This window comes from Mycobacterium sp., assembly GCF_019243155.1.
GTDB lineage: Bacteria > Actinomycetota > Actinomycetes > Mycobacteriales > Mycobacteriaceae > Mycobacterium.
The window spans coordinates 1-12,972 of sequence record NZ_JAFAUS010000537.1 but is presented as its reverse complement, the minus strand read 5'-3'; the positions used below and the strand labels follow the sequence as shown (position 1 = coordinate 12,972).

General features: G+C 68.8%; 8 protein-coding genes. 6 read left to right on the top strand and 2 right to left on the bottom strand.

Annotation, left to right across the window (positions count from 1 at the left end; genetic code table 11):
- The 3 genes from JOZ00_RS27310 to JOZ00_RS27300 all read left to right on the top strand — a co-directional run.
- Positions 1 to 3,452, top strand: a 3,452-nt coding sequence (locus tag JOZ00_RS27310) for an SDR family NAD(P)-dependent oxidoreductase (RefSeq protein ID WP_293350924.1), incomplete at its 5' end; no start/stop codon positions are given.
- Positions 3,452 to 4,867, top strand: a complete 1,416-nt coding sequence (locus JOZ00_RS27305) for an aminotransferase class I/II-fold pyridoxal phosphate-dependent enzyme (RefSeq protein ID WP_293350921.1) — start codon at positions 3,452 to 3,454, stop codon at positions 4,865 to 4,867. The genes JOZ00_RS27310 and JOZ00_RS27305, both read left to right, overlap by 1 nt.
- Positions 4,868 to 4,880: 13 nt before the next feature.
- Complete coding sequence (locus tag JOZ00_RS27300) at positions 4,881 to 7,172, top strand: MMPL family transporter (RefSeq protein ID WP_293350928.1); 2,292 nt, start codon at positions 4,881 to 4,883, stop codon at positions 7,170 to 7,172.
- 14 nt (positions 7,173 to 7,186) lie between these two features.
- Here the strand turns inward: JOZ00_RS27300 and JOZ00_RS27295 are convergent, their stop codons facing one another.
- The gene (locus JOZ00_RS27295; protein WP_293350918.1) at positions 7,187 to 8,974 is read right to left on the bottom strand and encodes a nuclear transport factor 2 family protein; all 1,788 of its coding nucleotides are present in this window, start codon (positions 8,972 to 8,974) and stop codon (positions 7,187 to 7,189) included.
- A 287-nt stretch (positions 8,975 to 9,261) separates the two neighbouring features.
- Here JOZ00_RS27295 and cobG point away from each other — a divergent pair, with 287 nt between their 5' ends.
- Genes cobG through JOZ00_RS27280 form a run of 3 tightly spaced genes read left to right on the top strand, consistent with a single transcriptional unit; the run spans position 9,262 to position 12,497 of the window.
- The gene (gene cobG / locus JOZ00_RS27290; RefSeq protein ID WP_293350915.1) at positions 9,262 to 10,362 is read left to right on the top strand and encodes a precorrin-3B synthase; all 1,101 of its coding nucleotides are present in this window, start codon (positions 9,262 to 9,264) and stop codon (positions 10,360 to 10,362) included.
- A gap of 30 nt (positions 10,363 to 10,392) precedes the next feature.
- Entirely contained in the window at positions 10,393 to 11,019 is a 627-nt protein-coding gene (locus JOZ00_RS27285; RefSeq protein ID WP_293350912.1) for a precorrin-8X methylmutase, read from the top strand.
- Complete coding sequence (locus tag JOZ00_RS27280) at positions 11,016 to 12,497, top strand: precorrin-2 C(20)-methyltransferase (protein WP_293350909.1); 1,482 nt, start codon at positions 11,016 to 11,018, stop codon at positions 12,495 to 12,497. The genes JOZ00_RS27285 and JOZ00_RS27280 overlap by 4 nt, the downstream gene beginning before the upstream one ends.
- Before the next feature lie 7 nt (positions 12,498 to 12,504).
- On the opposite strand, the gene JOZ00_RS27275 is transcribed toward JOZ00_RS27280, so the two are convergent.
- On the bottom strand, positions 12,505 to 12,972 hold a 468-nt coding region (locus JOZ00_RS27275), incomplete at its 5' end, for a hypothetical protein (protein WP_293350906.1).

The window sequence follows — 12,972 nt, the reverse complement described above, 5'->3', positions numbered from 1 at the left end:
ACAACGACGTTCCGACCCTGCGCCTGACCGTCGAATCCTCGAGCGGGCGGTTCACCGCAAGCTCGCGCGGCGCCGGGGGCGGCGGCTGGACCCGGCACGCAACCGGACGGATCGTGGACGGACAGGTGCGGCCGGTGTTGGCCTTGCCCGCCCTCGTCGGCGGCCCTGAGATCTCCGCCGAGCAGCTGTATCCCCGGCTGGCCGAGATCGGCCTGCAATACGGGCCGGCCTTCCAGCGGATCGTGCACGCGCAGGTCAGCGACTCCGCGGTGCTCGCCCGGCTGGACGCCACCGACACCAGCGTCGCCGCGTCCAACCACCAGGCTCATCCCGCGGTGCTGGACTCCGCGCTGCAGTGCGTGGCGCTGCTGGCGGGAGCCGGTGACGCATCGGGTGGCGGGGCGGTCGTCCCGGCCTCGGTGCGACACGTCCGGCAGTTCGCCCCGCTGACAGATCAGGTGATGGTCGGCGTCATGCGCTGCGCGCCGGAGCCCGGCGAGGCGGCGTTGGTCGCCGACGTGGTTCTCACCGACGAGGGCGGCCAGGTGCTGGTCGAACTGCACCGCGTGCAGTTCCGGCCGATCAGCCCGCAGTCGCCGATGCTGAACGAGCTGGACCGGCTGTGGGTCGAACCGGTATTCCAGCCCCGGGCCCCCCGCGACCCCGAACGCCGCGCCGAGGCGTTGGCCGGCGAGCGGGTCTTTTTGATCGCGGCCGGCGACGAGTCCATCGAGTGGGCTCGCGGATACGCCCGCGAACGCGGTACGGACGAGGTGTTCGCCGTGCACGGCAGCGACCCGGCCCGAGTCGCCGCCGATGTCGAGCCCGAGTTGCGGCGCCTGCTGGCGCAGGACCCCAGCGACACCCGCCCGATCGTGGTCACGCTGATCGCCGCGACCCCCGCCGACGCCCCCCTGTCCGATCCGCTGCTGCGGGTCGGCGAGCTGCCGGCGATGCTGACCGGCGTCGCCCGTGCGGTGCAGACCGTGCAGGACGAGGCGCTCGTCGACGGTGCGGACTGGCCGATCCGCGGGCTGATACTCACCCGCGGCGCTTTGCCGGTGCCCGGCGATGTCGACCCACCCGACCTGGCCGCGGCCACGCTGGTCGGCGCCCGCCGGGTGCTGCGCAACGAGCAGGCCGCGCTGAACTGGCGCCTGGTCGACACCGATCACGCGACCTCGCTGAGCTCGCTTGTCCTGGAATCGCTGGTGACCGGGGGCTACGCCGACGAGGACGCCGACGAGGTCGCGCTGCGCGACGAGCTGCGCATGGCGGCCGCCAGCGAGTACTGCCTGACCGGCAGGCTGGAAGCGCTGGAGGAAGCTCCGCCCCTGCTGGACCCGACGGCCAATTTCGAAGTCGAGGTTCCCCGATCGGGCCTGCTGGCCGACCTCGCCCTGCGCGAGGTTCCGCGCCACGATCCCGGACCGGGCGAAATCGAGCTGCGGATCAAGGGCGTGGGACTCAACTACAAGGACCCGATGAAGGTCCTGGGCATGCTCGGCGAGCGCGAGATGGCCGGCACCCACTTCGGCATGAACCTGGGCATGGAGGGCATCGGCGTCGTTACGCGCGTCGGCCCGGGTGTCAGGGGCTTCATGGTCGGCGAGTCGCGCTGGGTCAGCGTGCCGGGGATGTGCGCGCGCTACGTCACCACGTCGGTGAACCCGGACATCGGACTGATCGAGCCGGGCCAGGACCTGCCGATGGATGCCTGCGGCTCGGTGGTGGCGTTGATGACGGCGCACTACGCGCTGAAACACGCCGCCCGGGTCCAGCCCGACGAGTGGGTGCTGGTGGCCTGCGGCGCCGGCGGTGTCGGCATGGCCGCGGTCCAGATCGCCGCCAAGGCCGGCGCCCGCGTGATCGCGACCGCCTCCAACGACGAGCGGGCGGACCTGCTGCGAAGCGTCGGCGCCGAACATGTCGTCGACTCCCGATCGCTGAGCGCCACCGACGAGGTGCGCCGGCTCACCGGCGGCCACGGCGTCGACGTCGTGATCAGCTCGGCTCCCGGCGAGGCGGTGCTGGCCAATCTGGAGGTCGCCGCCGAGTTCGGTCGCGTTGTCGAGGTCGGCAAGAGCGAGATCTACGGCGCGCGGCTCCTCGATCTGACCGTGTTCGACAAGAACCTGTCGCTGATCTCGATCGACCTCGACCGGATGGGCGCCAAGCGGATCAACCTGCTGCGGCAGGTGAACCGCGAGGTCCTCGGCTTGATCCGCGCGGGCGATTACGACTTCCTGCCCGCCCAGATCCTGCCCGCTTCGCACCTGGCCGAAGCCTTCGATCTGGTCGCCCGCTCCAACCAGGTCGGCCGCGTGGTGCTCGACTTCACCGAGCCCAGGCCGATGGTGAAGCACGCCAAGCCGTCCGCCGAAATCCGTTCGGACGGAACATATCTGGTTACCGGCGGCTTGGGCGACTTCGGTCTGGCCACCGCCGCGTGGCTCGCCGCCAAGGGCGCGGGGACGATCGTGCTGGCCGGCCGACGGGGTGTCACCAACGGCGAGCAGGAAGCGGCACTGGGCGCGCTGCGGGCCGGTGGCGCCAACGTGCGGGTCGAGAGCCTCGACGTCGGCGACCGGGCCAGCGTCAACGCACTACTGACCCGGCTGTCCGACGGCCCGCCGCTGCGCGGTGTGTTCCACGCCGCCGGCGTGCTGGCCGACGAGCCGTTCACCCAGGTCACTCAGCAGGCCCTGAACTCGGTGCTGACCCCGAAGGCGCGCGGCGCCCTGATCCTCAGCGAGGCACTGGCCGACACCGAACTGGACCACTTCGTGCTGTACAGCTCGGTGGGTAGCCAGGCCGGCCTGATCCCCCAGACCAGCTACGCCGCAGCCAACGCGGTGCTGGACCACCTGGCCCACCACCGGGCGAATCTCGGACTGCCCGCGCTGGCGGTCAACTGGGGTGCGCTGTCCGGCGGGATGGCCACCTCGAACGAGCAGATCTCGGCGTACCTCGCGCTCAACGGGTTGAACGCGATCCCGCTCACCGCCGCGTGCGAGTACATGGACGTGACGATGGGCCTGGACCCCGTTCAGGTGACGATCGCCGACGTCGACTGGGCGAAGTGGTCGACAATGCATCCGGCATCGGCGGGCAGCCCGCGGTTCGTCGAGCACGTGAAGGCCGCGAAGTCGAACAACACGGCGGCAGGCGGGGTTCGAGCGGAACTCGTCGCGATGCCGACCGACCAACGAGCCGAAGTGCTCACCTACATGCTGGCCGAACACGCGGCCGGGGTTCTCGGTATCCCCGCTGAGGCCGTCGACTGCCAGACCCCGCTTCCCGAACTCGGATTGGACTCACTGATGGCAGTCGAACTGCGCGCCCGCGTCAGCATCGCCCTGGACGTGGAGATCTCTCCCCTCGAACTCACCCGCTCCGGCGGCCTGTCCGCACTCGCAACGCGGCTCGGCGACCAGTTGGTGACGGTCTGATGAGTCCCGAAGCACGCAAACTGGCGCGCCAGCTGCTCGACCGGCTGGACGGGCAGACCGAATCCTCAACTGCGGCTGGCGCTCCGGCGGCGCCGCACGGCGCGACGGTTGCGCACCGACCCGCCCGTGGTCATGCCGGCGCCGCGACGAGCCCACGACCGACGGTCCACCGCACGCCCAACCGTCCGGCCCGTCAGCGTTCGCGGACGCTGCTCACCGACCTGCCCCAGGTGCAGGAGTCGTTGGCGCGCGACAAGGAACTCACCGACGGTCTGGCGGCGGTGAACCGGCCCAGCCCGTACTACCGCTGCCACGAGGGACCCAACGGGGCGACGATCCAGCTCGACAACCGCGAGTTCATCAACTACTCGAGCTACAACTATCTCGGGCTGGCCAATCACCCGCGGTTGATCGCCGCCGCCAAGGATGCGTTGGACAGCTACGGCACCACCAGCGGCGCCACCCGAATCGTCTCGGGCAACATCACGCTGCACCACGAGCTGGAGGCGCTGCTCGCCGAGACCTACGACGTCGACGACGCCACCACGGTCGGCAGCGGCTACCTCACCAACGCCACAGTGATCGGCTTCGTACTCGGCGAAAACGACCTGGCGGTTTGCGATTCGCTGGTGCACAACAGCATCGTCACGGGCACCCAGTGGGCCGGCTGCCAGCGACTGCAGTTCCGGCACAACGACCCCGAATCCCTGGACACATTGCTCACCCGCACCCGAAGCCACTTTGAGCGGGCGATGGTGATCCTCGAAGGCGTCTACTCCATGGACGGCGACTACGTGGCGCTGCCGGAGATGATCGAGGTCGCGCGCCGGCACGACGCCTTCGTGATGATCGACGAGGCCCATTCGTTCGGCGTGCTGGGTGAACACGGTCGCGGCATCCGCGAACTGTTCGACCTGCCCGGCGACGCGGTCGACATCTGGATGGGCACCCTGTCCAAGGCGCTGGCCAACCACGGCGGATTCATCGCCGGCAACCGGGATTTCATCCACGCCTGCCGGATGTCGGCGCCCGGGATGAGCCTGTACGCCGCCGGCCTCACGCCCGCCACCGCCGCGGGCACCATCGAAGCGATCCGCGTGATCGCCGACGAGCCGGAGCGTCTACAGCGGCTGCGGGCCAACTCGCAGCGATTCCTCGACGGCGCCAAGGCGGCCGGTTTCGATGTCGGCCCAGCCCACGGCACTCCGATCATCCCGGTAATGATCGGCTCGACCCACAAGGCCGTGCAGGCTGCCGTGCTTCTGGCCGACGCGGGCATTAACGTGAACCCCATCGCCTACCCCGCCGTGGCCGAGCGCGAGGCTCGGCTGCGGTTCTTCTTGTCCAGCGAGCACACCCCGGAAATGATCGATCACACTTTGAAGCTCCTGACCGAGATCATCGCGGCTTTATGATGGCGGCTTGAGCATGCAGACACTCGCACGACTCGCCTTGACCGCGCCGCGCCGAATCGTCGCGATCGCGCTGCTGGTCATGGTCGCGATGGCCGTCTTCGGCATCCCCTGCGTCAAGAGTCTGGCCGGCGGCGGCTTTCAGGATCCGGGCTCGGAGTCCGCACGGGCCGCGGCGGTGATGGAACACAAGTTTCACCGGACCGACACGAAGATGCTGATCCTGGTCAGCTCGCCCGACGGCGCGACGTCCCCGAAAGTCCGCGCGGTCGGAACCGAAATCGCCGGCAAGCTCAACAGCTCTCCCTACGTCGCCCACGTGTTGTCGCCGTGGGATGCGCCGCCGCAGATAGCCGCGTCGCTCATCAGCAAGGACGCCAAGTCCGCTCTTATTGTCGCCGATCTCGTTGGCGGCGAGCGTAATTCACCGGCGTACGCCCAGAAGCTGTCCGACGAGGTGATCCACGACCGCGACGGTGTCACCGTCCGGGCCGGCGGGTCGGCCGCCATCGACGCCCAGATCTCCGAGCAGACGGAAAGCGATCTGCTGATGATGGAGTCGATCGCGGTGCCGCTGAGTTTCCTGGTTCTGGTCGCCGTGTTCGGCGGCCTGGTCGCGGCGGCCCTGCCGGTGTTCGTGAGCGGGCTGGCGATCTTCGGATCGATGACGGTGCTGCGCGCACTGACCTACACCACCGACGTGTCGATCTTCGCGCTCAACCTCGCAACCGCGATGGGGCTGGCGCTGTCCATCGACTACACGCTGCTCATCCTGAGTCGCTATCGCGATGAGCTGGCTGACGGCGCGCCCCGCGATCAGGCGCTGGTGCAGACGATGGCCACCGCCGGCCGCACGGTGCTGTTCTCGTCGGTGACGGTGATGCTGGCGATGATGCCGATGCTGCTCTTCCCGATGTACTTCCTGAAATCGTTCGCCTACGCCGGTATTGCGGTCGTCGTCTTCGCGGCGGCGGGTGCGCTGTTAGTGACGCCGGCGTTGATCGTGCTGCTCGGCGATCGCCTCGATTCACTCGATGTGCGCCGGTTGTTCCGCCGTCGTTCCCGCGGCGTGGATGCGCCCCGGCGAGCGGAGCAGACGTTCTGGTACCGCTCGACCAAGTTCGTTGTCCGACACTCGATTCCGGCGGCTCTCGGGGTGACGGTGCTGCTGTTGATCCTCGGCGCGCCATTCCTCGGCGTCCACAGCGGCGTGCCCGACGACCGGGTGCTGCCCAGGTCGGCGTCCGCTCACCACGTGGGCGACGTGCTGCGTACGGAGTTCGCGACCGATTCGGCCAAGAACATCGAGGTGGTCATGCCGGACGCCACCGGTGTCACCGCGGTCGACCTGGGCCACTATGCCGCCCGGTTGTCACAGGTGCCCGACGTGACGTGGGTGTCCTCGCCGGCCGGAATGTTCGCCGGCGGCCAGCAGATCGGGCCCCCCGCCGGGACGGCGGCCGTCGGCGACGGGAGCGCATACCTGACCGTGGCCAGCACCGCGCCGTTGTTCTCACACCGCTCGCAGACACAACTGCAGGCGTTACACGCGGTCCCCCGGCCGGACAACGCGTCAATCCTGTTGTCCGGCTATGCGCAGATGAACAACGACACCGTCGCGGCCGTCACCGGACGGTTGCCGGTGGTGCTGACCGTGATCGCGGTGGCCTCGTTCGTCTTGCTCTTCGCCTTGACCGGCAGCATCGTGGTACCGCTGAAGACGTTGCTGCTCAGCGTGATATCGCTCAGCGCGACTTTCGGCGCACTGGTGTGGATCTTCCAGGACGGCCATCTCGGCGCGCTCGGCACCACCAATACCCACACGCTGGACCTCAACATGCCGGTGCTGTTGTTCTGCATCGCGTTCGGCTTGTCGATGGACTATGAGGTCTTCCTGATCGCCCGTACCCGCGAATACTGGCTGCAGTCCGGTCGGACCCGCGCCGACAATGACGAAAGCGTCGCCCTCGGCCTGGCCCACACCGGCCGGGTAATCACCGCCGCGGCCGCCATCATGGCGATCGCGTTCGCCGCATTGACGGCCGCCCAGGTCTCGTTCATGCGGATGTTTGGCGTGGGGTTGACCGTCGCGATCCTGGTCGACGCGACCCTCGTGCGGATGGTCCTGGTACCGGCCTTCATGCACCTGCTGGGGCGCGCCAACTGGTGGGCGCCCAAACCCTTGGCATGGTTGCACAGCCGCCCGGGGTTGCGGGAGTCTCCCGAACCCCTACGACACGTGCCGCACGACGAGGCCTCGCATGCGGAGCCGCTACCCGAGCCGAATCCGTTGTCCACCAAGGTTTAACGGCTCTGGCGTGATCAGCCGGCCGCGACCCGCTTGCTGCCGAAGACGCGTTCCTGCATCGCCGTGTCCCCGAACGAGTGCGCTCTGACGACCTTGCCGTCGTGAAGTTCGAACACGTCGGCTTCCGCCGCGGTCTCGCCACCGGCGGTGACTTCAGTCATCACCATGACGAAATCCCCGTCAGCGAGAAACTGCTTCGTCTCGACATGAGTCGACTTCTCCGCGAGCCGCATGAATAGTTCGGCGAGCTCGGTTTTTCCGCGGTACGTGCCGCCGATCAGGCTCTCGCCGTTGATCGTCCACTCTGCTGAATTCTCGAAAAGACTCAGCGCCGCTTCGAGATCACCCGCGCTGAAGGCCTCGTAGCCCTGCCTTGTCAGCTCGATATTTTGGTTCGACAATTGAGTTCCTCTCTCTGATTCTTCTTTGCGATGACGTCCCGGTTCGGGCGACTGCGGCGGCGCCGGACGCCGATGTTGCGAGCGCACGACGCGAAGCAGAAAGGACGGCCGCAGCAGCCGAATCGGCGTGTCGACCATGGTGGTGACCCGCATGAACTGCGCGGCGACGACCGGGTCGACTTCACTTGCGATCGACACTCGTTCGACGAGAGCGTTGCTGATCCGCATCGAGATCGGCCGTGGCCCAGCAACTTCCGGCAGCGCCAGGTCGGAGCCGACGGCCGTTTGCCAGGCCACCCGGATCTTCTTGGCGGAGGCGCGAAAGAAGCGCCGGGGCAGCCCGTCGCCCCCGCGGCGCAGGCAATCGCGCATTACCGTGGCCTCCATCGCCGCGACCGTCATGCCCTGCCCATAGATCGGGTTGAAGCTGCACACCGCGTCTCCCACGACGAGCAGACCGTCCGGGAACCGCCGCATCTTGTCGTAACGGCGCCAACGACTCGACGGGAAGCGATGGTGCACCACGCCGCCAACGGGTTCGGCGTTTCGAGCCGCTTCCAGCACGTGCGCCGGGGCGAAATCGGCGGCGTAGTCCAGCATGTCAGCAAAACGGCTCGGTGGCTCAGCTCCCGCCATGGTGCCGACGGCCAGCTGCCAGGTGTCATTCTCATACCGAATGCACCCGAACATCCTCGGCTGCCCAGGCTCGGGGAACAGCGCAATCAGATGCTCCCGCACGGTATTCGATGAGCCGCGCAGCATTTGGCAGGTATAGGCGAGCTGCACCACCAGCTCGTCCTCCGCGGGACGGCCATAGCCCAGTTGTTCGAGAAAGACCGGCGTCCGGGAGCCCCGGCCCGTCGCGTCGACGACCAGGTCCGCGGTCAACGTCGTTTCGCGGTCCTCGGCGCGACCGGCAACCCGAGTTCCGGTGACGTGGGCCAGATCCGGGGTCGTCATCAGGCCGAGCACGTCGTGGTCCTCGAGGAACGTCACATTCGGGATGGCCCTGACCCGCTGTCGGACACTCCATTCCAGCAAGGGCCGGCTCGGAAACAGCACCAGGGGTGCCCCTGGCGCGATGCCGGAACGCATCAGGGAATGTCCGCCGATCCTAAGGTGCAGCTTCGATAGGTCCCCGTCATCCCAGGCCCCGACGCCCATGCCGGTGAGTCCGTCCACGATGCCGGGAAACAGCTCCTCGAGGATCGAGATGCCGCGCGCCTGAATGGCGTGGATGAGTCGGCCCTGCGGCACACCCCGCCGGTTCTCCGGATCGGTTGGCAAGGTGTCCCGCTCGACGAGAGTCACCCGTTCGTAGAAATCAGCCAGCACGCGAGCTGCGAGTAGGCCACCCATGCTGGCGCCCAGGACCACCGCGTGATCGCCGCGAATCTCCATGGCGTGAGTGTGCGGCGCGGCGTGGAACGCGCCTAGAGTAGCTGGCTACTCGATTTTTGCCGGACCGCCCTCATGCAGCGCGTTCAGCGCCCGCCAGTTAACCCTTGGTCGCTGACGGGAAGACCCGAGGGCCGAGCGGAATGGCCCTGCCGGTTCAGGGCCATATTTTTCCCAACCGTACCCGCCCCCCGCCTGCGCGCTGGCAAACAATGTGGATGCATATATTTCTCTTTGCTGGTGGCTCCCGCCGGATGCCGTGAGCGGCCGCGGACCCGTACCGTGAGCAGATGGCAAGAGCCCGCGACACCGACGCTTGTCCGGGTGCGCTGCAGGTGCACCAGGCGGCTGACGGCGCGTTGGTGCGGGTCCGCCTGCCCGGCGGCGCGATAACCGCCGGGCAACTGGGGACCCTGAGCCGAGTCGCGACGGAGTTGGGCGGAGAAACGCTGGAGCTGACCGCACGCGGCAATGTCCAATTGCGGGGGATCATCGACGTGGCGGCGGCCGCCGAGGCGATCGCGGGCGCGGGGTTGTTGCCGTCGGCGACGCATGAGCGGGTCCGCAGTATCGTCGCGTCGCCGCTGTCGGGCCGGACCGGCGGCAACCTCGACGTCCGGCCGTGGGTCGCCGAACTGGACGCGGCGATCTGCGGAGAGCCAAGCCTCGCGGAGCTCGGTGGCCGATTCTGGTTCAGCCTCGACGACGGGCGCGCCGATGTGTCGGGGCGGGCTGCCGACGTGGGCGTGCATGCGCTCGCCGAAGACTGTGCCCTGCTGCTGGCGGGGCGCGACACCGGTGTCCGACTGCCCGCCGGCGAGGTGATCGAGATGCTGGTCGTCATCGCGATGCGTTTCGTGCAGACACGCGGAAAGGCCTGGCGCGTGCAAGAACTGGACGACATCCAGCGACTGCTGCCGGGCGCCGAACTCGACGGGCCGCCCTTCCCCCCGGTGACCAGGCCGCCGGTGGGCTGGGTGAACCAGGACGATGGCCGGGTCACGCTGGGGGCGGCGGTGCCGCTGGGCGTGCTGCCCGCGCGCGTCGCCGAGTACCTCGCCGCGATCGAGGCGCCGATGGTGATCACGCCGTGGCGGTCGGTGCTGGTGTGTGACCTCGACGAGGCCGTCGCCGATGTCGCCCTGCGGGTGCTGGCACCGTTGGGCTTGGTGTTCGACGAGAACTCGCCTTGGCTGAACGTCAGCGCCTGCACGGGCAGCCCGGGGTGCGCGCACTCGGTTGCCGACGTGCGGGCGGACGCCGCTCGGGCGCTGGAGATCGACTCCCCCGGGCACCGTCACTTCGTCGGCTGCGAGCGCGCGTGCGGCAGCCCGCTGGCCGGCGAGGTGCTGGTCGCCACCGGAGACGGATACCGGGTGCTTCGAAACTAGGCCACGATCGCCAAGCCGTAGGGTGAGCGGGTGCTCGACTACATCCGCGACGCGGCGGAGATCTATCGCCAGTCGTTCGCGGCCATCCGCGCCGAAGCCGACCTGGACCGCTTCCCCAACGACATCGCACGTGTGGTGGTCCGGTTGATCCATACCTGCGGGCAAGTCGACGTCGCCGATCACGTCTCCTACACCGACGACGTCGTGGCGCGGGCCGGCGAGGCTTTGCGGGCCGGCGCCCCGGTGCTGTGCGATTCGTCGATGGTGGCCGCCGGGATCACCTCCGCGCGTCTGCCCGCCGACAATCAAGTCGTGTCGCTGGTCGCCGACCCCCGCGCCGCCGAACTTGCCCAGCGCCGGCACAACACCCGGTCGGCAGCCGGAGTCGAGTTGTGGGCCGACCGGCTGCCCGGGGCGGTGGTGGCGATCGGCAACGCACCCACCGCGCTGTTCCGGCTGCTCGAACTGGTCGACGAGGGTGTGGCGCCGCCGGCCGCGGTGCTAGGCGGCCCGGTCGGGTTCGTCGGCTCGGCCCAGTCCAAGCAGGAACTCATCGACCGCCCACGCGGCATTTCCTATCTTGTGGTGCGCGGCCGTCGTGGCGGCAGCGCCATGGCCGCGGCCGCCGTCAACGCGATCGCGTCGGACGCCGAATGACGACCCGAGGCACGCTGTGGGGCGTCGGGCTGGGCCCCGGCGACCCGGAGCTGGTGACCGTCAAGGCGGCCCGGGTGATCGGCGAGGCCGATGTGGTGGCCTATCACAGCGCGCGGCATGGGCGCAGCATCGCGCGCGGCATCGCCGAAAGGTACCTGCGGCCCGGCCAGGTCGAGGAGCACCTCGTCTATCCGGTGACCACCGAAGTGACCGACCATCCCGGCGGATACGCCGGAGCGCTCGAGGACTTCTACGTCGACGCCACGCGGCGCATCGCGGCGCACCTCGATGCCGGGCGCAACGTGGCGCTGCTCGCTGAGGGTGACCCGCTCTTCTACAGCTCCTACATGCATCTGCACACCCGGCTCACCGAGCGGTTCGACGCGGTCATCATCCCCGGTGTGACGTCGGTGAGCGCCGCCTCAGCGGCTGTGGCCACCCCGCTGGTGGCCGGCGACGAGGTGCTGTCGGTGCTGCCGGGCACCCTGCCGCCCGCCGAGCTGACCCGCCGGCTCGCCGACGCCGACGCCGCCGTGGTGCTCAAGCTGGGGCGTTCGTATCATGCTGTGCGGGAAGCCCTTTCGGCGTCAGGGCGGCTCGACGACGCGTTCTACGTGGAGCGGGCCAGCACCCCCGGGCAACGCGTGCTGCCCGCCGCGGAGGTCGACGAGACCAGCGTGCCCTACTTCTCGCTGGCGATGCTGCCGGGGGGACGGCGACTGCACCGCAAATCGGTGCCCGCCGGCACCGTCGCGGTGGTGGGTCTGGGACCGGGCGACACGGACTGGATGACACCGCAGAGCCGACGCGAGTTGGCGGCCGCGACGGACCTGATCGGTTACGGCGGATACCTGGATCGCGTCCCGGTCCGCGACGGCCAGCGATGCCATGCCAGCGACAACACAGACGAACCCGCACGCGCGCGGCTGGCCTGCGCACTCGCCGAGGAAGGCCGCACCGTGGCCGTGGTGTCCTCGGGTGATCCGGGGGTGTTCGCGATGGCCACCGCCGTCCTCGAAGAGGCCAAACAGTGGCCCGGAGTAAGGATTCGGGTGATCCCGGCGATGACCGCCGCCCAGGCCGTCGCCAGCCGGGTCGGAGCTCCCCTGGGTCATGACTACGCGGTCATCTCGCTGTCGGACCGGCTCAAGCCGTGGGATGTGATCTCGGGGCGGCTGGCCGCCGCGGCGGCCGCCGATCTGGTGCTGGCAATCTACAACCCTGCGTCCAAGACGCGCACGTGGCAGGTCGGCGAGATGCGCGACATCCTGCTGGCTCACCGCGAACCCGGCACCCCGGTGGTGATCGGTCGCTCGGTATCCGGGCCCGACGAAGATGTCCGCGTGGTGCGGCTCTTTGATCTCGATCCCGCCGACGTCGACATGCGCTGCCTGCTGATCATCGGCTCGTCGCAAACCCAGTGGTATTCAAGCGATTCCGGCGATCGGGTGTTCACGCCCCGCCGTTACCCGGGTTGAAATCGGCTCAGGCCAAGACGCTTTGGATTGCGGGTGCGACGCGCGCCACGATTGCTTCGATGTCCGCGCTCGCGAGGATCGGAACTCCGACGATTTGCCGTCCGACCACGATGCCGACCAGCATCGACGACGCCAGGCCGGCACGGAGCGCCGCGTCGTCGTGATCGGCTCGGCGCGCGGCCGTGCCATCGAGTAGGCGCGCCTGAATGAACTCCCGTAGCTGCTCGCTGGCCTGCTCATTGACGATTGCCCCGCGAAGCATCGCCATGAGCGGCTCCGAGTCCTCGGACGACTCCCACACCCCGAGATAGGCGCGGACGACCCGCTCGCCGAGGTGCTCATCGGGCCCGTCGAACGCGGTCGCGAAGCGCGCCAACGCATCCGGTGAGATCGACATGACGGCGGCGAACAACTCGTTCTTCGATCGGAAGAACTGCATCACCAGCGACGCGTCCACGCCGGCGTCGAGCGCGAC

Bases quoted from the DNA above. Each gene is read 5' to 3' on its own strand.
- JOZ00_RS27305 (WP_293350921.1), top strand. From the start codon at position 3,452: ATGAGTCCCGAAGCACGCAAACTGGCGCGCCAGCTGCTCGACCGGCTG.
- JOZ00_RS27300 (WP_293350928.1), top strand. From the start codon at position 4,881: ATGCAGACACTCGCACGACTCGCCTTGACCGCGCCGCGCCGAATCGTC.
- JOZ00_RS27295 (WP_293350918.1), bottom strand. From the start codon at position 8,974: ATGGAGATTCGCGGCGATCACGCGGTGGTCCTGGGCGCCAGCATGGGT.
- cobG (WP_293350915.1), top strand. From the start codon at position 9,262: ATGGCAAGAGCCCGCGACACCGACGCTTGTCCGGGTGCGCTGCAGGTG.
- JOZ00_RS27280 (WP_293350909.1), top strand. From the start codon at position 11,016: ATGACGACCCGAGGCACGCTGTGGGGCGTCGGGCTGGGCCCCGGCGAC.